The 19,533-nt window shown below is 66.7% G+C and carries 23 protein-coding genes; 17 read left to right on the plus strand and 6 right to left on the minus strand.

Features of this window, described 5'->3' with window-relative positions:
- Window positions 1–38: 38 nt before the first annotated feature.
- Window positions 39–956 carry an RNA polymerase sigma-70 factor gene (locus ACTJKQ_RS06605; RefSeq protein WP_440596382.1) on the minus strand — a complete coding sequence of 306 codons (918 nt, stop codon included), beginning with the start codon at window positions 954–956 and terminating at the stop codon, window positions 39–41.
- A 184-nt stretch (window positions 957–1,140) separates the two neighbouring features.
- Between ACTJKQ_RS06605 and ACTJKQ_RS06610 the strand changes: the two genes are divergently transcribed.
- Window positions 1,141–1,557: a DUF4087 domain-containing protein gene (locus tag ACTJKQ_RS06610; RefSeq protein WP_440596383.1), complete on the plus strand. Its 417-nt coding sequence runs from the start codon at window positions 1,141–1,143 to the stop codon at window positions 1,555–1,557.
- 128 nt (window positions 1,558–1,685) lie between these two features.
- The gene (locus tag ACTJKQ_RS06615; RefSeq protein ID WP_288851764.1) at window positions 1,686–2,114 is read left to right on the plus strand and encodes a hypothetical protein; all 429 of its coding nucleotides are present in this window, start codon (window positions 1,686–1,688) and stop codon (window positions 2,112–2,114) included.
- 364 nt (window positions 2,115–2,478) lie between these two features.
- Here the strand turns inward: ACTJKQ_RS06615 and ACTJKQ_RS06620 are convergent, their stop codons facing one another.
- The 4 genes from ACTJKQ_RS06620 to ACTJKQ_RS06635 form a co-directional block, all read right to left on the minus strand.
- Window positions 2,479–2,736 (minus strand): YkgJ family cysteine cluster protein, encoded by a 258-nt coding sequence (locus ACTJKQ_RS06620; protein WP_288851763.1) that lies wholly within the window; start codon window positions 2,734–2,736, stop codon window positions 2,479–2,481.
- Window positions 2,737–2,815: 79 nt separating this feature from the next.
- On the minus strand, window positions 2,816–3,427 hold the full coding sequence (locus ACTJKQ_RS06625; RefSeq protein ID WP_288851762.1) for an NADPH-dependent FMN reductase: 612 nt from the start codon (window positions 3,425–3,427) through the stop codon (window positions 2,816–2,818).
- A 113-nt stretch (window positions 3,428–3,540) separates the two neighbouring features.
- On the minus strand, window positions 3,541–4,074 hold the full coding sequence (locus tag ACTJKQ_RS06630) for a DUF1772 domain-containing protein (protein WP_288851761.1): 534 nt from the start codon (window positions 4,072–4,074) through the stop codon (window positions 3,541–3,543).
- 56 nt (window positions 4,075–4,130) lie between these two features.
- On the minus strand, window positions 4,131–4,724 hold the full coding sequence (locus tag ACTJKQ_RS06635; RefSeq protein WP_288851760.1) for a Crp/Fnr family transcriptional regulator: 594 nt from the start codon (window positions 4,722–4,724) through the stop codon (window positions 4,131–4,133).
- A gap of 150 nt (window positions 4,725–4,874) precedes the next feature.
- Here ACTJKQ_RS06635 and mnmG point away from each other — a divergent pair, with 150 nt between their 5' ends.
- From mnmG to ACTJKQ_RS06710, 15 genes are all read left to right on the plus strand, one after another.
- Window positions 4,875–6,860, plus strand: a complete 1,986-nt coding sequence (gene mnmG, locus ACTJKQ_RS06640; protein ID WP_440596384.1) for a tRNA uridine-5-carboxymethylaminomethyl(34) synthesis enzyme MnmG — start codon at window positions 4,875–4,877, stop codon at window positions 6,858–6,860.
- On the plus strand, window positions 6,857–7,540 hold the full coding sequence (gene rsmG, locus ACTJKQ_RS06645; RefSeq protein ID WP_440596385.1) for a 16S rRNA (guanine(527)-N(7))-methyltransferase RsmG: 684 nt from the start codon (window positions 6,857–6,859) through the stop codon (window positions 7,538–7,540). Before mnmG ends, rsmG begins: the two co-directional genes overlap by 4 nt.
- A 117-nt stretch (window positions 7,541–7,657) precedes the next feature.
- On the plus strand, window positions 7,658–8,272 hold the full coding sequence (locus ACTJKQ_RS06650) for a LysE family transporter (RefSeq protein WP_440596386.1): 615 nt from the start codon (window positions 7,658–7,660) through the stop codon (window positions 8,270–8,272).
- Window positions 8,273–8,296: 24 nt separating this feature from the next.
- Window positions 8,297–9,109: a ParA family protein gene (locus ACTJKQ_RS06655; RefSeq protein ID WP_056742454.1), complete on the plus strand. Its 813-nt coding sequence runs from the start codon at window positions 8,297–8,299 to the stop codon at window positions 9,107–9,109.
- Between the two features lie 34 nt (window positions 9,110–9,143).
- On the plus strand, window positions 9,144–9,686 hold the full coding sequence (locus ACTJKQ_RS06660; RefSeq protein WP_056742452.1) for an RBBP9/YdeN family alpha/beta hydrolase: 543 nt from the start codon (window positions 9,144–9,146) through the stop codon (window positions 9,684–9,686).
- Between the two features lie 65 nt (window positions 9,687–9,751).
- Complete coding sequence (locus tag ACTJKQ_RS06665; RefSeq protein ID WP_288851755.1) at window positions 9,752–9,958, plus strand: hypothetical protein; 207 nt, start codon at window positions 9,752–9,754, stop codon at window positions 9,956–9,958.
- 25 nt (window positions 9,959–9,983) lie between these two features.
- Window positions 9,984–10,280, plus strand: a complete 297-nt coding sequence (locus ACTJKQ_RS06670) for a cupin domain-containing protein (protein ID WP_440596387.1) — start codon at window positions 9,984–9,986, stop codon at window positions 10,278–10,280.
- A 39-nt stretch (window positions 10,281–10,319) separates the two neighbouring features.
- Window positions 10,320–11,237, plus strand: coding sequence for a ParB/RepB/Spo0J family partition protein (locus ACTJKQ_RS06675; protein WP_099731631.1), 918 nt, complete (start codon window positions 10,320–10,322; stop codon window positions 11,235–11,237).
- 237 nt (window positions 11,238–11,474) lie between these two features.
- Window positions 11,475–12,833, plus strand: coding sequence for a hypothetical protein (locus ACTJKQ_RS06680; RefSeq protein ID WP_440596388.1), 1,359 nt, complete (start codon window positions 11,475–11,477; stop codon window positions 12,831–12,833).
- 12 nt (window positions 12,834–12,845) lie between these two features.
- Window positions 12,846–13,589, plus strand: coding sequence for a class I SAM-dependent methyltransferase (locus ACTJKQ_RS06685; RefSeq protein ID WP_056056984.1), 744 nt, complete (start codon window positions 12,846–12,848; stop codon window positions 13,587–13,589).
- A 333-nt stretch (window positions 13,590–13,922) separates the two neighbouring features.
- Entirely contained in the window at window positions 13,923–15,461 is a 1,539-nt protein-coding gene (locus tag ACTJKQ_RS06690; RefSeq protein ID WP_192419428.1) for a COG3014 family protein, read from the plus strand.
- A gap of 35 nt (window positions 15,462–15,496) precedes the next feature.
- Window positions 15,497–15,904: a YcfL family protein gene (locus tag ACTJKQ_RS06695; protein WP_056056988.1), complete on the plus strand. Its 408-nt coding sequence runs from the start codon at window positions 15,497–15,499 to the stop codon at window positions 15,902–15,904.
- Between the two features lie 42 nt (window positions 15,905–15,946).
- Complete coding sequence (lpoB, locus tag ACTJKQ_RS06700; protein WP_056742439.1) at window positions 15,947–16,564, plus strand: penicillin-binding protein activator LpoB; 618 nt, start codon at window positions 15,947–15,949, stop codon at window positions 16,562–16,564.
- Window positions 16,565–16,756: 192 nt separating this feature from the next.
- Window positions 16,757–17,719, plus strand: a complete 963-nt coding sequence (locus ACTJKQ_RS06705; RefSeq protein ID WP_440596389.1) for a hypothetical protein — start codon at window positions 16,757–16,759, stop codon at window positions 17,717–17,719.
- 6 nt (window positions 17,720–17,725) lie between these two features.
- On the plus strand, window positions 17,726–18,811 hold the full coding sequence (locus ACTJKQ_RS06710) for an alpha/beta fold hydrolase (protein ID WP_440596390.1): 1,086 nt from the start codon (window positions 17,726–17,728) through the stop codon (window positions 18,809–18,811).
- 11 nt (window positions 18,812–18,822) lie between these two features.
- On the opposite strand, the gene ACTJKQ_RS06715 is transcribed toward ACTJKQ_RS06710, so the two are convergent.
- Window positions 18,823–19,458: a flavin reductase family protein gene (locus ACTJKQ_RS06715; RefSeq protein ID WP_440596391.1), complete on the minus strand. Its 636-nt coding sequence runs from the start codon at window positions 19,456–19,458 to the stop codon at window positions 18,823–18,825.
- Between the last annotated feature and the right edge of the window lie 75 nt (window positions 19,459–19,533).

Here is a 19,533-nt window from a genome sequence, read left to right on the forward strand (position 1 = left end):
GCGTGATGGTCTGCGCGGACGGCGCTATGCCCGTGTCTTTACAGCGGCAGCATGGCCGGGATGCCGGCCAGCTTGTCCGGGTTGCGCACGGCGTAGATGGCCACGATGCGCTCGCCATCGGTCACAAACGCCTGGGCCGACTCGATGCGCCCGTCCACATAGCGCAGCAGGCCCGGCTCGCCATTGATGAGCGCCATGCGGTACACCACCTGCGCGCCCAGGCGCCGGAACACCGCCCAGTACAGGTTGGTGATGCGAAACGGCCCTACCAGCGGCTTGGGAAACGAGGGCACGATGCCACCGCCATCGCCGATGAGCTGGGCGTCTTCGCTCAACAGTGCCTCGATGGCATGGCGGTCGCCACTCTGGGCGGCTTTCATGAAGCGCTGCAGCAACTGGTGGTGCACCGCCTGCGGCACCTCAAAGCGGGTGCGCGCCTGCTGCACGCGCTCGCTGGCGCGGTGCACCATCTGGCGGCAGCTGGCCTCGGTCTTGCCCAGCTGGGCGGCGATCTCGGGGTAGTCGTAGTCGAACACCTGGCGCAGCAAAAAGGCCGCGCGCTCCTCGGGCCCCAGGCGCTCCAGCACATACAAGAAGGCCACCGACAGCTCGCCCGCCAGCTCGGCGGCCGCCTCGGGCGTTTGGTGGTGCTGCGCATCGCCGGTGGCGGGGTCGTGCAGCTGCACCAGCGGCTCGGGCAGCCACCAGCCCACATAGGCCTCACGCTCGGCCTTGAGCGCGCGCAGCCGGTCGATGGACAGGCGCGTGACCACCGTCACCAGCCAGGCCTCGGCCGACTGCAGCGCGGTGGGGTCCTGGCGGCTCCAGCGCAGCCAGGCGTCTTGCAGCACATCCTCGGCATCGGCGCGCACGCCCAGCATGCGGTAGGCAATGCCGAACAGGCGCGGGCGCAGGGTGGTGAAGGGGTCGGCGGGGGTGGGGGCAGAAAGCGTCATGGCAGCGGAGCGGGGGAGGTAGAGTGTGCGCCCAATGCACCGGATCGGGCGGGGCCTGGGCTTAGACGCGCGGGGCCGCCGCTGTGTGACACCAGAGTATCAAGCGCTGCTGTTTTGATAGCTATCAAGGCATGATGGACGAGCTGAAGGGCCCATTTTTCTTCAAATCCAGAGAGGACCAACCATGCCACCCGCCCCCACCCCACTGCGGCGCCACGCCCGCCACCTGGCGCTGGGCGCCGCGTCGCTGGCCTGCGCCGTGGCCGCCAGCGCCCAAAACACTGCTGTGCCATCGACCAGCCGCGCTGCCCCGCTGGAAAACCGCTGCGGCTGGTTCCACAACCCCACCCCCGGCAACGCCACCCTGACCGACCGCGATGGCGAGTGGGTGATCGCCACCCAGGGCGGCGCCAGCGCCGAGGGCGACTGGCCCGTGTTCACCGACGCGCAATGGACAAAGACCAACGGCCACTACGGCCACGGCTGTGCCTGCATGAAGGTGGTGGTGGACCGCCGCGAGCAGCGGGTGCTGCGCATCGCCTCGGCCACGGCCAAGCCGCTGAATGCGTGCCGGGAGGATCGGGCGTTGGCGAGGCCGTGAGCTTGCTTGGAGAGCGGTGTAGTTATGCCCGGGCGGCGTCGGATTGGGCAAAGAGCCTCGTGGCGCAAGTCTTGTATCGTCGCGCGAGCCCAAGACCCTTGGGTGCCATTCAGAGAAGTCCCGTTGTTATGCTTTTCCGTGCCTTGATCCTGCTGGAGTTCGTGCTCGTGGTGCTGCCGTTGTCCATGACTTGGCTTCTTGAGGCCTGGCTGATGGTGGTGGCACCGCTTCTTCGTTGGAGCCCTTCCACATCACTGGTGGGCTTAGTCCTAGTTTTTCTTTGGATGACGGCGTGCGGTGCAGGACTGGTGGCGTTGTGGGCGTTGTTCTTTCGACATGTTCGGTATGCCACCTCGGGTGTTCCGTTGGCAGTCAAGGTCTGTGCGGGGTTGGGTTTGATTGGTTGGTTGCTCCTCACTGTGCCGCAGGCGCTTGATGCTGTGAGACTGGGTCAGTCAGCCCCGGTATTGCTGGCTGGCATCACGGTCGTGCTCTTGATTCCAGTGGGCCTGTTGTGGCAATTTCACTGGTTGATTGCCCGGCAGAGACGCTTCTAGTCTGCTGCGGCAGTGGTCGCTGAAGGCTGCTGCAAGGGAGCGATGCCAAGGTGCAGTCTGTCGGTGGTCAGGTGGTGGTGCCCCACTCGGAGTTTGGCAACGGCTTCGGCTTTTTTGCCCACTTTGCGGACACCGAGGAAAACAAGGTGGGGCTGCACTCGATGCAGTAGAGGCCTCGCCAGCAATTGCAGGCGTCCGCTGGCGCTGGCGCCTGGTGGTGATTTTCGGCGATTGCTATCGCTTGTATAGCTATCAGGGCTTGATCAGAGCGCGGAAGCGGGTGTTTTGGATTGTGTTCTGCCCGCGTTTCAATACAGCCAGGCCTCCAACAGGTTCATTGCGCCTGTCCGGCCCTGCGCTTGCGTCATTGCGGGGCCGTTAACCGCTCCAGCTGCGCCAGGTAGAACAGGGCCTGCTCTGCGCTCGGGCCGCACATTTCAGTGGATGGCATCAACCCGCCGCACACCGCCGGGCGCTCGGGCTGCCCAAAAATGAGGCAGCGCGCATCCTCCCCCAGCTGGATGCAGCGCACCCCCGCCGGTTTACCCTGGGGCATGCCCGGGATGGGCGAGCTGATGGAGGGAGCGGTGCAGCAGGCGCCGCAGCCGGGGCGGCAGTCCATGGGTGTTTGCTCTTGTTTATATAGCTATAGAGGCATATGGGGTGCGCGCAAGGGCTTATTTTGACCCTTGTATTCATGCTCACTGACCTGTGGCCGCCTCAGCATTCAGCCGGGCCGATGCCCACAGCACCTGGTCCACCACGGCGCGCACGCGGTCGCGGTGGGTTTGCTGGATGAGGGCGCCGCTGTCGTCAAATGCGCTGCCCGCCGAGCCCAGCGCAAACGCCTTGGGCGCGAGCCAGCATTCGGCATTGATGAGCAGGGGCGCCAAGTGGCTTTGCGAGCGCAGGCCGCCCAGGGCGCCGGGCGACGCGCTGAGCATGCCCACCACCTTGCCGCGAAAGCTCTTGCCGCCGTCCTGCCAGTCGGGGTTGCCTTTGACGGGGCTGGAGGCCCAGTCGATGGTGTTCTTGAGCAGGGCGGTGTAGCTGCCGTTGTATTCGGGCGAGCAGATCACCCAGGCCGGGTGCTGCCACAGGATTTCCTTCAGACGGATCACATCGGCGGGCGTGCCCTGGGCTTCGAGGTCGGCGTTGTACAGCGGGATGTCGAACTCGGACAGCTCCAGCAGCGTGACGCTGGCACCCGCATCGCGCGCGATGGCGGCGGTGGCGTGGGCCAGTTTGCGGTTGAACGATTGCTGGCGTGTGCTGCCGGCAAAGACGAGGAGGGAGGGGGTGGTGTTGGGCATGGTGCCTGCGATTGAATCACAGGCGCGCGGCAGGAATCCTGCAAGCGGGGAGCGCGTTGCGGTTTTTTGGCTCGGTGCTGTGCGTGGGATGACGGTGGCCACCGCTCACCACGTCAGCCCGGCATGCGGCGACCGGCCAGGCGCCCCACCAGCGTGCCCAGCGCCGCCGCAAAACACCCCAGGCTGAGCCAGGCCCGCCACAGGTTGGCGGCATTCCACTGGTCGCGCACCCGGGCCCAGTCGGCGGGCAGGGCCTGGGGGTTCCAGGCTTCGGTGGTGTAGTTCAGGGGCAGGTTAACCTGCTGGGTGAAGAACACGATGCCCAGCAGATAGGCCGCGCCGACCAAGGCCAGCAGGCGCCACCACAGCGCGCGGTGTTCACGCCAGGCCGTGGCGAGGGTCAGGGCGCACCACACCGGCGGGCCGAAGAACAGCGTAAAGAACAGGGCGTGCCGCACGTTGCGGTTGAAGGCGGACTGCACCGTGGCATAGGTCGCGCCATCCATCTGCAGCAGGGCCAGGTTGACGTTGGCGCTGTAGGTGCCGAAGAACCCGGCCATGAGGCCCAGCCACAACACGGCAAGGGTGTGGGGCAGGAGCGAGAGGTGCAGGGGCGGTGTTTTGTGGGCGTGTGGGTGGACGGTCATGGGCGGGACTGGTGGGTGCGATGCCCGCACTCTGCCGAAGGCCCGCGCCCCCCGCCTTATCCTTTGATAAGCCCCATCTCGCTGCGCAGGCGCGACAGCGACACATCGGTCACGCCGAGGTACGACGCCAGGTGCTTGAGGGCGATCCGCTCGGCCCATTGCGGGTGTTGCTCCAGCAAGCGGGTGTAGCGCTGGCGGGCGCTGAGTTGCAGAAATTCCTGCTCGCGCTGCATCTTGCCGTCGAGCAGGGCGCAGAGTACCCGGTGCTCCAGGGCGGTCCACGGTGCCCAGCCTGCGCCGGGCAGTGGGTCGCTGGGATGGAGGGGCAGCGCCCACACCACGCTGTCTTCCAATGGTTCCACGTGAAACATCACCGGCTGCTGGCGCAATGTGGGGGTGATGGGCCAGCACAGGGCGCCGTCCAGAAAGAAGTTCTTGTTGGACTCGGCCCCGTCGCGGTCCAGGTAGTACAGCCGCAGCGCGCCGCGCTCCACCCACCACAGGTGCCGCCAGTGTTCGCCCGCCCGCAGCAGGGGCTGGCCACGCTCCAGCAAGCGCCGTTCAGCACGAGTCCACCAGGTCTCCATAGCCGGAGGCGGGGCGCCAAGCAACTCGGTCAGGAAGAGGGTGAGGGGGCTGGAAACAGACACGGCCTGCGCAAAGTGGGAAAATCGCGGGTTGCCTGCTGGGGCGCCAAGTGCGCCCACCTCCAGCAGGGCCGGTGTGCGGCGCCTTTGACAGGGTGCCCGCGTGCACCGGGTGTTTTGATTATCGGGCCCGCCAGGCCCCGGAGTGTCCCCATGTTGTATCCCCAGGAATTTGATGTGATCGTTGTTGGCGGTGGCCATGCAGGCACCGAGGCCGCGCTGGCCGCTGCCCGTATGGGCAGCAAAACGCTGCTGCTGACCCACAACATTGAGACCCTGGGGCAGATGAGTTGCAACCCCAGCATTGGGGGCATCGGCAAGGGCCACTTGGTGAAAGAGGTGGATGCGCTGGGCGGGGCCATGGCGCTGGCGACGGACGAGGGGGGCATCCAGTTCCGCATCCTCAACAGCTCCAAGGGCCCTGCGGTGCGTGCCACGCGCGCCCAGGCCGACCGCATTCTGTACAAGGCCGCCATCCGCCGCATGCTGGAGAACCAGCCCAACCTGTGGCTGTTCCAGCAGGCGGTGGACGACCTGATGGTGGAAGGCGACCGCGTGGTGGGCGCCGTGTCGCAGGTGGGCATCCGCTTCCGCAGCCGCACCGTGGTGCTGACGGCGGGCACCTTTCTGGACGGCAAGATCCATGTGGGGCTGAACAACTACGCAGCCGGCCGGGCAGGGGACCCACCGGCGGTATCGCTGTCGGCGCGCCTCAAGGAGCTGAAGCTGCCGCAAGGGCGCCTCAAGACCGGCACGCCGCCCCGTATCGATGGGCGCAGCATCGACTTCTCGAAGTGCACCGAACAGCCCGGAGACGGCATGCCCGGCGGCGTGAACGAGGGCACGGTGCCTGTGTTCAGCTTCATGGGCAATGCACAAATGCACCCCCAGCAGGTGCCCTGCTGGATCACCCACACCAACGAGCGCACGCACGAGATCATCCGCAGCGGCTTTGACCGCAGCCCCATGTTCACCGGCAAGATCGAGGGTGTGGGCCCGCGCTACTGCCCGAGCGTGGAAGACAAGATCAACCGCTTTGCGGACAAGGACAGCCACCAGATCTTTCTGGAGCCCGAAGGCCTGACCACGCACGAGTTCTACCCCAACGGCATCAGCACCAGCCTGCCGTTCGACATCCAGTACGACCTGGTGCGCAGCATGCCGGGGCTGGAGAACGCGCACATCCTGCGCCCCGGCTACGCCATCGAATACGACTACTTCGACCCCCGCTCGCTCAAGAGCAGCTTTGAAACCCGCCAGATCCAGGGCCTGTTCTTTGCTGGGCAGATCAACGGCACCACCGGTTATGAAGAGGCGGCGGCCCAGGGCCTGTTCGCCGGCATCAACGCCGCGCTGCAGTGCCGGGGCGATGCGCCCTGGCTGCCCGGCCGCGACGAGGCTTATCTGGGTGTGCTGGTTGACGATCTGATCACCAAGGGCGTGACCGAGCCTTACCGTATGTTCACCAGCCGGGCCGAGTTCCGCCTCCAGCTGCGCGAGGACAATGCGGACATGCGCCTGACGGAAGTGGGGCGCCAGATGGGCCTGGTGGACGATGCGCGCTGGGATGCCTTCAGCCGCAAGCGCGATGCGGTTTCACGTGAAACAGAGCGCTTGAAGGCCACCTGGGTGAACCCGCGCAATCTGCCTGCCGCCGAATCTGAGCGGGTGCTGGGCAAGAGCATCGAGCACGAGTACAACCTGTTCGAGCTGCTGCGCCGCCCCGATGTGGGCTACGCCAACCTGATGTCCATGGATGGCGGCAAGTACGCATCCGCCGATGTTTCACGTGAAACCCTGGGCGACCTGAGCGCCCCGGTGCTGGAGCAGGTGGAGATTGCCGCCAAGTACGCAGGCTACATCGACCGCCAGAAGGGTGAGGTGGAGCGCGCTGCCCACTTCGAGAAGCTGCGCTTGCCGCCCGACCTGGACTACATGCAGGTCACCGCGCTGAGCATCGAGGCGCGCCAAGTGCTCACCCGTCACCGGCCCGAGACCCTGGGCCATGCCTCGCGCATCACGGGCATTACGCCTGCGTCGATCTCGCTGCTGATGGTGCATCTGAAGAAGGGTGGGTTCAAGGAGTTCGCCGTGGCACCCGCCATGCCATCCAAGGCAGAAGGCGAAGTGGCGGCATGACGATGGCGGTGAACAACAACCACGACAGCCTGCGCCAACAATTGCAAGCCGGGGTCGACGCTCTGGCGCTGGGCCTGAGCGATGCGCAGGTTTCCCTGTTGATGGATTTCCTGGCGCTGCTGCAAAAGTGGAACAAGGTCTACAACCTGACCGCCGTGCGTGACCCGCAGGAGATGATGACGCACCACCTGCTGGACAGCCTGGCTGCCGTGGCGCCGCTGCGGCGGCATGTGGCGGGCCTGCAGCAGGATGGGGTGGCGGCGGTGAAGCTGCTGGATGTCGGATCGGGCGGCGGGCTGCCCGGTGTGGTGTTTGCCATCTGCTGCCCGGATGTGGACGTAAGCTGCGTGGACACCGTGGGTAAGAAGGCAGCGTTCATCCAGCAGGCAGCAGTGGCGCTCAAGTTGCGCAACCTGCACGGCGTGCATGCACGGGTTGAGACGTTGAGCACGCCGTTCGATGTCATCAGCTGCCGTGCGTTTGCCTCGTTGCCAGACTTTGTGACCTGGTCGCGCAGCGCACTGGCCGCGCCCCATGGCGCGTGGCTGGCCATGAAGGGCAAACACCCCCATGAGGAAATCGCTGCGCTGCCTGGGGATGTGGCAGTGTTTCACGTGGAACAGCTCACGGTGCCGGGTCTGGACGCGGAGCGCTGCATCATTTGGATGAAGCCCGCCTGATGGCTCTGTCCTCAGTGCGCCGACTTTTCGACGGGTGGGGCAGGGGGCTCGCGTAAACTCGGCTCCTCACCCGGGTGCATCTTTCGGTCGCACCCTCCCCGCGCACCAGGAGAAACCATGTTCGGCATCGCAGACTACGGCGCCTTTGTCGCCGCCATCGTGTTGTTCCTGCTCATTCCGGGCCCTGGCAATCTGGCGCTCATCACCTCCACCAGCAAGGGCGGTATTCGCGGCGGCATGGCGGCCACCATGGGCGTGATTGCGGGCGACCAGGTGCTGATGTGGGCGGCAGTGGCCGGTGTGGCTGCGTTGCTTGCCACCTACCCCACGGCCTTCCACACGGTGCAGTGGCTGGGGGCCGCCTATCTGGCGTGGCTGGGTTTCAAGATGGTCACGGCCAAGCCGGGCGCCCAGCCCATCCTGAACATCGAGCCACGCCACTATTTCAAGCAGGCCGGGCTCATCACCTTGCTCAACCCCAAGGCCATCGTTTTCTACATGGCGTTCTTTCCGCTGTTCGTCGATCCTGCGCGCCACCAGGGCATGCTGACCTTTGGCGTGATGGCGGCCACGGTGGCCGCGTTGACGTTTCTCTATGGCTTGGTCGCCGTGCTGCTCACGCACCACCTGGCCGAGCGCATGCGCGCCAACCCGCGCATCGGCCGCGTGCTGGAGAAAGTGGCAGGCGTCTTCCTGATCGGCTTTGGCATCAAGCTGGCCATCTCCAAATAACACCACACGAACTGCAGCACCCACATGGCCAAGATCTTTTGCGTTGCCAATCAAAAGGGTGGGGTGGGCAAGACCACCACCACCGTCAACCTCGCCGCCGGCCTGGCCAAGATCGGCCAGCGCGTGCTGATGGTGGACCTGGACCCGCAGGGCAACGCCACCATGGGCTCGGGCGTGGACAAGCGCAGCCTCGACCTCACGGTGTACGACGTGCTGCTCGAATCCGCCTCGGTGAAAGAGGCGGCCGTGCTGTCGGACAAATGTGGCTACTGGGTGCTGGGCGCCAACCGCGAACTGGCCGGGGCCGAGGTGGAACTGGTGGCGCTGGAGCACCGCGAAAAGCGCCTCAAATCCGCGCTGGCGGAGGCCGATGGTGACTACGACTTCGTGCTGATCGACTGCCCTCCGTCGCTGTCGATGCTCACCCTCAACGGCCTGTGCAGTGCCCACGGCGTGATAGTGCCCATGCAGTGCGAATACTTCGCGCTGGAAGGCCTGACCGACCTGGTCAACACCATCAAGCAGGTGCACGCCAACCTCAATGCCGACCTGCAGATCATCGGCCTGCTGCGCGTGATGTTCGACCCGCGCATCACGCTGCAGCAGCAGGTGAGCGACCAGCTCAAGGGCCACTTTGGCGACAAGGTGTTCAACAGTGTGATTCCGCGCAACGTGCGCCTGGCCGAGGCGCCCAGCTATGGCCTGCCCGGTGTGGTGTTTGACCCGGCCGCCAAGGGCAGCCAGGCCTTTGTGGAGTTTGCGCAGGAGATGGTCGAGCGTGTGCAAACCATGCCTCCAGCAGCCTCTTCCATGGCCAAAATGGCTGCAGGCGCTTGAAGAATATGCGGCAGCAGCTATTAATTTGATAGTAATGAAGGCCTCCAACATCCTGCTGCTGCCTGGCTGGCAGAACTCTGGCCCCGACCACTGGCAAAGCCGCTGGGAGGCCGCGCACGGCTACCAGCGCGTGGAGCAGCACGACTGGATGCGCCCGCTGCGCGGCGACTGGTCTGCACGCCTGGAAGAAACTGTGGCCGATGCGGATGGCCCCGTGGTGCTGGCGGCGCACAGCCTGGGCTGCATCCTCACCGCCTGGTGGGCGGCGCACACCCGCCACGCGGCCAAGGTGCGCGGCGCGCTGCTGGTGGCGCCGGGCGATGTGGAGCGGCCCGACCTGGCTGCGCAGATCCACGGCTGGGCGCCCATTGCGCGCCAGCCGCTGCCGTTTCCGGCTGTGCTGGTGGGCAGCCGCAACGACCCGTACTGCAGCTTCGAGCGCGCCGAAGGGCTGGCCCAGGCCTGGGGTGCGCGGTGTGTGGACTATGGCGAGCGCGGGCACATCAATGCCGAATCCGGGCTGGGTGACTGGGACGAGGGGCGCGGCTGGCTGATGCAGCTCGCCACCCCGGCATGAGCCGGTGGGCTTTTTGGCGCAAGCGCCCGGATACGGCGGGTGTTGCACAGAGCCAATTACCCATGATGGCGCGGCGTCCTGTGGCGCTCTACTGGCCGCTCGATGCGCTGCAAGTGGTGCTGGCCTGGCTGCTGCCCAGCAGCGCGGTGGTGGTGGGCGCGCTGGGGCAGTTCATGCTGGCCCTGGTGCTGCTGGCCATCGGGTTCGGTGTGTGGCTGCGCCTGTGGCGCAGTCGCAAGCGGCGCCGCGTGGCGAGCCGCTCTGCGCGTTGATGTTTTGAACCCTTGTTGCCGACCCATGACCAAGATCAGCCTGCCCGCCATTGCCGACCAACTGCCCCGCGCCTGGAACTCCACGGTGGTGGGCCAGGCTGCGGGCGCCAACGTCAAGGTGCTGCGCATGGACGACGCGGCCTATCCCGACGAATCGCACGACTTTGACGAAGCCCTGCTGGTGCTGGACGGCTGCATGCGCCTCGCCCTGCAAGGGCAGGTCACCGAGGTGAATGCGGGCGAGGTGTTCATCGTGCCCGCTGGCGTGGCCCACGCCGTGGCGCCCGGCAGCCACGGCACGCTGGTCATCATCGACCGCTGATTCTTAGCCCTTTCCTTTTCCTTTCGCGAGACGCATTTCATGGTCACCAAAAAACCCAAGGGCCTCGGCCGAGGCCTGGAAGCCCTGCTGGGCCCCAAGGTAGAAGACAAAGTGGAGCAGGCCCAGGCCGCCGAAGCGGGCCTGCCCAGCAGCCTGCCGCTCTCCGAGCTGGTGCCGGGTGTGTACCAGCCGCGCACGCGCATGGACGAGGGCGCGCTGTACGAGCTGGCCGAGTCCATCAAGGTCCAGGGCGTCATGCAGCCTATCCTGGTGCGGCGCCTCGCGGGGGGTGAACACGCGGGCAAGTACGAAATCATTGCGGGCGAGCGGCGTTTTCGGGCCTCCCGCCTGGCGGGCCTGGCCGAGGTGCCGGTGCTGGTGCGCGATGTGCCGGACGAGTCGGCCGCCGCCATGGCGCTCATCGAAAACATCCAGCGGGAAGACCTCAACCCGCTGGAAGAAGCCCAGGGCCTGCAGCGCCTGGTCAAGGAGTTTGGCCTGACGCACGAGCTGGCTGCCCAGGCCGTGGGCCGCTCGCGCAGCGCCGCCAGCAACCTGCTGCGCCTGTTGAATCTGGCCGAGCCGGTGCAGACCATGCTGATGGCGGGCGACATCGACATGGGCCATGCGCGTGCACTGCTGTCGCTGGACCGCGCCGCGCAGATCACGGCCGGCAACCAGATCGCGGCCAAGAAGCTGTCGGTGCGCGAAGCCGAGGCCCTGGTCAAAAAGATCGGCGCCGAGTTCAGCCTGGTGCCGCAAAAGCCCCAGAAGGAAAAGTCGCGCGACCTCAAGCGTGTGGAAGAAGAACTGTCGGACCTGCTCATGGCCGAGGTCGAAGTGCGCGTCAAGAAACGCGTCAAGCGCAACGGCCGGGTGGAGGACATGGGCGAGCTGGCGATCCAGTTCGGGTCGCTGGAGGCTTTGAACGGTCTGATCGACCGCCTGCGCGGCTGACCCTCTCATCGCTCCGGGGCGCGAGGTTGTTGCCGCGCAAGATGGCGTGAAATAGCGCACACAAACGGTTTCCACAAGTAACTTGCAGGGGCAAAATGCGTCCTTGCGGGGCCTACACTGCGCTGCGTTCAACACACCCGGGTTGACCGCAAGGCCTCTTCACAGGGCGGCGACGACGCTGCTTTGCGGCCCATGATGGTTTGCCGGGTGATCCATGTATCTCCTGGAGCAGACCTGATGACAACCCCTTTGCGCTACCTGACCCCCGCCTGCCTGGCCGCTGGCCTGTGCATTGCCAGCCTGGGCGCCCAGGCCCAAAACACCAAGGCTCCCAAGGTGCAGCTGTGGATGGACCTGTCCACCGGCACCATGGCCGGCATGCCCGAGATGGACAGCCTGCCCGGTGGTGGCGGCATGCTCGGCGGCCTCATGGGGGGCATGGGCGGCGGCGCTGCGCCGGGCATGGGGGGCGGCAGCAACACGTCGTATGGCAACGCCCGCGCCATGTCCATCATGCCGCCGCGCGTCATCGATATCGCTTTGCACAACAGCCTGCGCCCCGGCGTCGAGGCCAGCCAGTCCATCCCGCCCGGCATGCGCATGGGCGAGTCCTTGCCGCTGATCCCTCCGCGTGCCCAGCCCACGCAGACCGAGCCGGGCGAAGTGCCGCGTGAGTACCAGCAACAGCAGCAGCCCAAGGGTCGCATCCTGCTGTACTGGGGCTGCGGTAGCGCGGTGCGTGCGGGCCAGCCCCGCGTGATCGATCTGGCACGTGCCAAGCCCTCCGACTACGCCCAGGCCTTCGCGGGCCGTGCCGTGCCGGACCGGGGCCCGCGCGTGGGCCCGGCCTATGCGCTGTACCCCAACGAACGCAACCAGGTCAGCCTGTCGCGGGACAGCTCGGTGGTGGGCGAGCACCAGGTGCGTGGCGACGGCGTGCCTGCGTCCATGAAATTTTCCCTGGGCGCGGCGCAGGACCTGATGCCCGCCATCGACCTGCGCACCACCGGCAAGCCGCAGGACAGCATGGGCACCAGCTGGCAGCCCGTGCGCAATGCGCGCGCCTACTACCTGCATGCCATGTCACAGAGCGGGGACGATCTCATCATGTGGTCCAGCGCCGAGATGCCGGACACTGGCATGGGCCTGTTCGACTACCTATCGCCCGCCACCATCGACCGCTGGCTCAAGGAGCGCGTGCTGCTGCAGCCCGAGACCACCCAATGCGCCATCCCGCAGGGCATCTTTGCGGGCGGTGGGCGCGATGCCACGCCCATGTTGCGCATGATGGCCTACGGTGGCGAGAGCCACATCGTGTACCCACCCCGCCCGGCCGACCCCAAGGCTGCGTGGGAGCCTGAATGGTCGGTGCGCGTGCGGGTGAAGTCACACACCATGGCCATGCTGGGCGAGGAGATGCAGGGGCGCCGTGGTGGCATGGGCGCAGCACCCGCTGCATCGTCGGGCGGCACAGGCGCTTATTCCAGCGGCATGGGCGGCGCGCCCGCAGGCCAGCCGCCAGCAGGCGACGGCGGCACGGACGCGGGCAATGTGGTCAACCCCGTCAATCTGCTGCGCGGCATTTTTGGCCGCTGAGAACGGAGAACCATGCTCGCGCTGCGCATGCCCTGGCCCCTGCCCGCACTGGCGGCGTGGGCGTGCGCGTGGCTAATCTTTGTGGCGCTGCAGCGCGCGGTTCCCCCGGTGGCCGCCTTGCTGGTGGCCTGCCTGCTGGGCACGGCTGCCAGTGTGCTGGGCGACAGCTGGTGGCGGCGCGGGCTGATTGCCGCAGGGTTCCCGTTGTCGCTGGCGCTGCTGGGGGCGGCCAGCCTGCCCACCTGGGCGTGGTTGGTGCCGCTCTCGCTGTTGCTGCTGGTCTATCCGCTCAATGCGTGGCGCGATGCGCCCCTGTTCCCCACGCCGCGCCATGCGCTGCAGTCTCTGGCCGTGCAGGCCCCGCTGCCTTTGGGTGCGCGGGTGCTCGACGCAGGCTGTGGCCTGGGCGATGGCCTCAAGGCCCTGCGCCATGCCTACCCGGCCGCCCAGCTCGACGGGCTGGAGTGGAGCTGGCCGCTGCGCCTGCTGTGCGCCCTGCGCTGCCCCTGGGCGCGGGTACAGCGTGCCGATATGTGGAAGGCCGACTGGAGCGCCTACCAGATGGTGTACCTGTTCCAACGGCCCGAGAGCATGGCCCGCGCGGCTGCCAAGGCCCAGGCCGAGCTGGCGCCTGGCGCGTGGCTGGTCAGCCTGGAGTTTGCGGTGCCCGGCTGGCTGCCCAGCGTCCAGCTGCGTGCGCCCGGCGGGCGGGTGGTGTGGCTGTACCGCATGCCGCGCCAGCAGCAGGAGGGATGACATGCACACCATGCTCCCACTGTGCTGGCCCCTGTGTCCGTCTGTGTCACCGGCCCCACACGGTTACAGAAAAGATACAAGCTTTTGCTACATTCCGCGGCTGGCTACAACCCCATACACAACAACCAAGAAACTCACAGCCAGAGGGGGCCGCACACAGCACGTATCCGCGCCGGGAGGGGGCGCACGGGCTGCCAGCGCCCGCCTTGACCGGACTTCCACCACGCACGCCGTATTCAAAGCACCCTCCCTCTGGCGGGGCTGTTGCACGGCTGCGCGTGGTAAGCGCGGGGTGTTTCTGGTGAGCAACCGACCGATCTGCAAGGAGCATCCATGACCGCCCACCCACCCCGTTTCCGTCCGCGCCTGCTATGGGCCCTGGCACTGAGCGCGGCCCTCACCGGCTGCGCCACCATGCAGAGCCATGACAAGCTGGCCACCGACATGCAGACCGCCGGGCGCAGTGGCGGCATTCCCGCCGCGCTGGCCAGCCTGGAAAGCACGGCCAAGACCGAAGAAGAAAAAACGGCGCTGCTCTTCAACATGGAGCGCGGCGAACTGCTGCGCATGGACCGCCGCTATCCCGACAGCACCAACGCCTTCCTGCTGGCCGACAACAAGGTCAAGGAATGGGAAGAAACCGCCAAGACCAACCCCTCCAAGCTGATGGGCACCGTGGGCGCCGCCCTGGTGAGCGAGCGCCTGAAGGTCTATGAAGGCCAGGATTACGAAAAGGTATGGCTGACCACGCGCCTGGCGCTCAACCGCATGGCCGTGGGTGATTTTGAAAACGCCCGCGTGGACATCAAGCGCACCCACGAGCGCGAAGCCATCATTGCCGAGTTCCGTGCCAAGGAAACCCTGGCCGCTGAAGAAGAAGCCAAGTCCAAGGGCGCCACATCGGGTGGCAAGGAGCTGAATGGCTACCCCGTCGAGACCCTCAACGACCCCGAGGTGCTGGCGCTCAAGAACGGCTACTCCAACGCGCTGAGCCACTACCTGGCCGGCTTCCTGTACGAAATGCTCAACGAGCCCGGCCTGGCCGCGCCCGGCTACCGCAAGGCCATCGAGCTCAAGCCCGACACCCCCGTACTGGAGGAAGGCCTGCGCGGCCTGGACAACCGCACCGGCTTCACCTGGAAGCGCCGCCAGCGCATGACCGACGTGCTCTTCATCGTCGAAGCCGGCGACGCCCCCGCGCGCAAGCCCAAGGCCTTCACCATCCCCGTGCCCACCGGCCGGGGCCTGGTCACCGCCAGCATTTCGTACCCTGTGATCGAGCCTTCCAAGGACGCACCCCTGACGGTGGTGTCGGCCGCTGGCACCGACCTCAAGCTCGAAAAAGTGGTGGACGTGAACGTTATGGCCCGCCGTGCCCTCAAGGATGAAATGCCTGGCATGGTGCTGCGTGGCTTCACCCGCGCCGTGGCCAAGGGCGTGCTGCAGAACGAGCTGCAAAAGCGTGGCGGTCTGATCGGCGGCATCATCGGTGCCGCAGCCTCGGTGGCCACCGAGCAGGCCGACGACCGCCTGTGGCGCATGCTGCCCGGCCGCGTGTATGTGGCCCGTGGCTACCTGCCTCCTGGCGAGCACACCGTCACCATCAATGGTCGCCAGTTGCCCCAGCCGATCAAGATCGACGGCCAGTATGCTCTGGTGCCCCTGCGCATGTACGACAACAGCGTGTTGATCGGCGACGTGGCCATGCTGGGCCAGCTGCCCACGGTGGCGGCCGCACCCCAGCCGGCTCCCGCCGCAGCAGCGGCACCCGCGGCCCCGGTGCGCACCACCAACAACAACCGCGCCCGTACCGTGCCCTCGTCCACCGTCAAGCCCACGGCCGCCCAGCCTGCAGCGGCTGCCAAGAACTGACCCCTGTTTCTGACCCCATTCAAGGAGCCTCTGGCATGAGAACCCGTTTTGTCCCCGCCGCGATCCCTGCAGTGCTGTGCGCGGCCCTGATGACCCTGGCTGGCAACGCCAGCGCCCAGTTGCACGATCCCGCCACGCCGCTGGCCGTGGCGGCCAAGGTGGCGCTGCGAGGCGAGGCCAACAGCATCGCCGTGCGCGAGATGCGCATCGTGCGCAAGAACGACATCCTGGTGGTGCAGGCCGACATGGCCAACATGGGCCGCACCGACCGCACCGTGTTCTACCGCTTCAAGTGGCTGGACAACGTGGGCAACCAGGTGGGCGATGGCGAGTCCTGGAAGCAGATGAGCGTGCTGGGCTTGGGCCAGCAGACTGTCAAGAGCGTGGCGCCTACCTCTGCGGCTGTCGATCTGCGCCTGGAAATGAATGTGGAGCCGCGCTGATCGCGCCGCACCAATCCCTGTTTGAGTGAGGAGTAAACCAACATGAACACCAAGAACCGCATCCAGCGCAGCGCGCTGATCCTGGCCTTTGCGGCCAGCACCCTGGCCCTGTCGGCCTGCCAGAACCTGTCGTCGCCCACCGTGCGTTTTGACCGCCAGGTCAACTACGGCGACGCCAAGGCCGTCGAGCTGGTGACCAACGAGTTCGGTTCCACCGACCTGCAGATGATTGCCGAGAAGATGACCGGCGGTTTGCTCGAAACCGGCATCTTCCAGGGCCGCCCCACGGTGACGATCTCCACCGTGAAGAACAAGACCAGCGAGTACATCGACACCACCAACGTGATGAACTCCATCCAGACTGCGCTGGTCAAGTCCGGCAAGGTGCGCTTCGTGCGCTCCATCAACGAGATGCAGGCCGGTGTGGACGAGCTGCAGCGCCAGAACCAGAGCGGCCTGTACAAGCAGGGCACCACCGCCAAGGTCGGCCAGATGACCGCCGCCAAGTACAGCATGGAAGGCGAGCTGACCAGCATCGTCAAGCAGAACAACAGCACCAAGGACGTGTACTACAAGTTCACGCTGAAGCTGTTTGATGTGCAGGAAGGCACGATCGAGTGGCAGGACGAAAAGGAAATCCGGAAGACGAGTAAGAGGTAACCCCCTGAGCGGCTGCGCCGCTTCCCCCTTTCTCTCGCGCTGCGCGCGGGAAGGGGGACGCCGCCAGCGCGGCGGGGCGGCCCTAGCGCGGCGGCCGCTGGCCTGGGCCGCGCCAGTTTCGAAGGATGTGAGCGCTAAGGCCACATCGCTCGATGGATTCATGAATTCCCGTTAGCTCACAAGGAGCACACCATGCAACGCAGAATCACCCTCCACACGGCCCTGGCCGTGATCGCGGCCACCACGCTGGCCTGGGGCACGGGCGCGCAGGCGCAGCAGCCCGGCGCCGCGCCCAAGATCGCCGTGACCGACCTGGCCTATGCCCAGCGCGTGTCCGAATACTTCATGGCCGGCACCTACCAGCGCAGCAGCCAGATGAGCGCCCAGGTCAGCCAGGGCGGCAGCCACAGCCATGGCATGTACGGCGGCGGGGGCTCGTACTCCGGCCAGCAGTCCATGCAGGCGTCCGAGCAGGCCAGCGGCACTTATGTGGCCGGGCGCTACAGCTACATCGAGCAGCGCGAGCTGGGCGGCTACACCAACGACATCAAGGGCGCCATCCTGCAGGGCACGTACTTCCGTCTGGTGCAGGGCAAGGGCTTTGACGCTGGCAAGCCCCAGCCCAGCAAGGCCGAGCAGGTGCTCAACCAGGTGCAGGGCGGCAAGATGGCCACGCCCCAGGCACAGCCCCAGGTCAACGACGTGATCACCCGCATCAAGAAGGGCGAGTTCAACGGCGCCGACTACGTGCTGTTTGGCGTGGTGTCCAGCATCGAGTTCACCGACGCGCTCTCGCCCCTGCAGGGCACCACCAGCGCCACGCGCCAGTACGGCCTGCAGCTCCTGGCCGACTTCTCGCTCATCAACACCAAGACCTACGAGATCAAGGCCGCGTTCTCCGCCCAGGGCGAAGGCAACGACACCAAGATCCTGTCGATCCGTGGCGACATTGCGCCCCCCAACCGGGCCAAGGTGATGCGCGAAACCTCGCTGTCGTTGGCGCAGGACGTGTACCAGCAGCTCGCGGTGCAACTGGGCTACACCGACGCCAACTTGGCGCGCGGCGTGCGCCCACCGGTGGTTTACCAACAAGGCGGCCAGCCCATGCCCGTGCCGCAACCGCAGCAGCCCGAGCAGGTGCTGATCCTCAAGTAAGCCGCAGTGCGTCCCACCGTGCACCCGCAGCCCTTGCGGGCACCGGCCAGTGCGGTGCCCGTCCTCCCCAAGGCCAGCCCTGCGCTGGCCTTTTTTGCGTCTGCCGCCCTGGCCATGGCGCTGGTGGGTTGTACGGCCCCGCGCGCACCTGAAGGCGCTGCTGCGGCACAGGCAGACCTTCAAGGGATCGCCGTCGAGCAGGGCCCAGCGCAGGACGCAGGGTTCATTCTGCGGGCCATGCCGGGCGTGGGCGGTGCTGTGCTCCAGACCCTGCAGCGCGCGGAGCGCACCGCGCCGCTGCGTTACCGCGTGATCGTCATCCCTGGCTCGGGCTGCGCGGGCATGGGTCCCATCGCGGACCGTTACTTTGCCGGCCTGCTGCACGCGCAGGTGCTGGTGCTGCACAAGCCCGGGGTCGATCCCCAGTCACAGACAAAGCCCGCCGACTGCCCCCACCCATTTGTGCTGCAAGACCGCCACTCCACCTGGTTCGCCCAGGCGCGCGCGGCGCTGCTTGCAGATGCACTGCAGCGCCAGGGCCAGCCCGCCGTGCCGCAGCTGCTCGTGGGTATCTCTGAAGGGGCCGAGCTACTGCCCGCGCTGGCCCCTGAGGTGCCCCATCTGGCCGGTCTGGTGCTCATTGGGGCCAGCGGCCTGGACCCCCAGGAGGCAGGGGCACTGCAAGCCCGCCGCATGGGTGCAGAGGGCGACTGGACCGCGCTGGGGCAGCTCGTGGCAGGGGCCCCCCACGACAGCGTGGTGGTGCAAGGGCGCAGCCTGGGTTATTGGCGCGACCTGTGGCACTGGCCAGTGGCGCAGCCGCTCATCGACAGCCCCTGGCCGGTGTTACAGGTGTGGGGGGCTGAAGATGCGCTGGTGCCTGCGCAGGCCTACGAACTGTTTGCGAAACGGGCGGCGCCGCGTTCACCTGCCGGTTGGTGCGTACGCCGACTCCCAGGGGCAGACCATGGCCTGCAACAGCGGGTAGCAGACGGCGAGCACCCGGCAGATGGCGTGCAGCGCGTCTGGGCCTGGCTGGAACAATGGGCACGCCCCCCCCAGGGCGGGCTGTGCGCCCCGCTGCAGCGCTGAGCGCCTGGAACTCAACGGGGCCGATACATCCTGAACAGCTGCTCCGGCCCCACTGTGAAATAGTCCGCCGGACCGCCGCCGCGCAGGATGTGCCCCGCGTTCGCGGTGTCGTACACGCCGCCCTTCAGCAGCGCCTGATCGATGTGCACGGCCACCACCTCGCCCAGCACCAGCCAAGTGTCCACCGGGGCCCCGTCCACCCCCTGCAGCTGCAGGATCTGCGTGCTGCGGCATTCAAAGGTGACCGGGCTTTCGGCCACGCGTGGGGGGCGCACGCGGGTGGAGGGCAGGGGGGTCAGACCGGTCAGGTCGAACTCGCTCACTTCAGGTGGCACGGCGGCGCAGCTTTGGTTCATCACCTCGGCCAGGTCGCGGGTGGCCAGGTTCCACACGAACTCGCCCGTGGCCTGCACGTTGCGTACTGTGTCCTTGTAGCCAATGCTGGCAAAGCCCACGATGGGGGGCACGTAGTTGAAGGCGTTGAAGAAGCTGTAGGGCGCGAGGTTGGTCGTGCCCGTGGCGCTTTGCGTGGAAATCCAGCCAATGGGGCGCGGCCCCACGATGGCGTTGAACGGGTCGTGCGGCAGGCCGTGGCCCAGGCGGGGTTCGTAGCTGTGGAAGGTGTGTGGGGGCTGTGGAGTGGTCATGGGGCTCGGCAGGGTGGGGCGAACAGGCCGACACCTTAGCGGCAGTCGCGGCGCGCTGCAGTCATCGGGGTATCT

Source organism: Acidovorax sp. 22279 (assembly GCF_052045435.1).
GTDB lineage: Bacteria > Pseudomonadota > Gammaproteobacteria > Burkholderiales > Burkholderiaceae_C > Acidovorax > Acidovorax delafieldii.

Excerpts from the sequence above, each read along its gene's own strand:
- ACTJKQ_RS06685 (WP_056056984.1), top strand. The coding sequence starts at position 12,846 with ATGCTCGCGCTGCGCATGCCCTGGCCCCTGCCCGCACTGGCGGCGTGG.
- ACTJKQ_RS06715 (WP_440596391.1), bottom strand. The coding sequence starts at position 19,458 with ATGACCACTCCACAGCCCCCACACACCTTCCACAGCTACGAACCCCGC.
- ACTJKQ_RS06705 (WP_440596389.1), top strand. The coding sequence starts at position 16,757 with ATGCAACGCAGAATCACCCTCCACACGGCCCTGGCCGTGATCGCGGCC.
- ACTJKQ_RS06620 (WP_288851763.1), bottom strand. The coding sequence starts at position 2,736 with ATGGACTGCCGCCCCGGCTGCGGCGCCTGCTGCACCGCTCCCTCCATC.
- ACTJKQ_RS06680 (WP_440596388.1), top strand. The coding sequence starts at position 11,475 with ATGACAACCCCTTTGCGCTACCTGACCCCCGCCTGCCTGGCCGCTGGC.
- ACTJKQ_RS06660 (WP_056742452.1), top strand. The coding sequence starts at position 9,144 with ATGAAGGCCTCCAACATCCTGCTGCTGCCTGGCTGGCAGAACTCTGGC.
- ACTJKQ_RS06690 (WP_192419428.1), top strand. The coding sequence starts at position 13,923 with ATGACCGCCCACCCACCCCGTTTCCGTCCGCGCCTGCTATGGGCCCTG.
- ACTJKQ_RS06605 (WP_440596382.1), bottom strand. The coding sequence starts at position 956 with ATGACGCTTTCTGCCCCCACCCCCGCCGACCCCTTCACCACCCTGCGC.
- mnmG (WP_440596384.1), top strand. The coding sequence starts at position 4,875 with ATGTTGTATCCCCAGGAATTTGATGTGATCGTTGTTGGCGGTGGCCAT.
- ACTJKQ_RS06650 (WP_440596386.1), top strand. The coding sequence starts at position 7,658 with ATGTTCGGCATCGCAGACTACGGCGCCTTTGTCGCCGCCATCGTGTTG.
- ACTJKQ_RS06615 (WP_288851764.1), top strand. The coding sequence starts at position 1,686 with ATGCTTTTCCGTGCCTTGATCCTGCTGGAGTTCGTGCTCGTGGTGCTG.
- ACTJKQ_RS06625 (WP_288851762.1), bottom strand. The coding sequence starts at position 3,427 with ATGCCCAACACCACCCCCTCCCTCCTCGTCTTTGCCGGCAGCACACGC.
- ACTJKQ_RS06670 (WP_440596387.1), top strand. The coding sequence starts at position 9,984 with ATGACCAAGATCAGCCTGCCCGCCATTGCCGACCAACTGCCCCGCGCC.
- ACTJKQ_RS06675 (WP_099731631.1), top strand. The coding sequence starts at position 10,320 with ATGGTCACCAAAAAACCCAAGGGCCTCGGCCGAGGCCTGGAAGCCCTG.
- ACTJKQ_RS06665 (WP_288851755.1), top strand. The coding sequence starts at position 9,752 with ATGGCGCGGCGTCCTGTGGCGCTCTACTGGCCGCTCGATGCGCTGCAA.
- lpoB (WP_056742439.1), top strand. The coding sequence starts at position 15,947 with ATGAACACCAAGAACCGCATCCAGCGCAGCGCGCTGATCCTGGCCTTT.
- rsmG (WP_440596385.1), top strand. The coding sequence starts at position 6,857 with ATGACGATGGCGGTGAACAACAACCACGACAGCCTGCGCCAACAATTG.
- ACTJKQ_RS06655 (WP_056742454.1), top strand. The coding sequence starts at position 8,297 with ATGGCCAAGATCTTTTGCGTTGCCAATCAAAAGGGTGGGGTGGGCAAG.
- ACTJKQ_RS06630 (WP_288851761.1), bottom strand. The coding sequence starts at position 4,074 with ATGACCGTCCACCCACACGCCCACAAAACACCGCCCCTGCACCTCTCG.
- ACTJKQ_RS06695 (WP_056056988.1), top strand. The coding sequence starts at position 15,497 with ATGAGAACCCGTTTTGTCCCCGCCGCGATCCCTGCAGTGCTGTGCGCG.
- ACTJKQ_RS06610 (WP_440596383.1), top strand. The coding sequence starts at position 1,141 with ATGCCACCCGCCCCCACCCCACTGCGGCGCCACGCCCGCCACCTGGCG.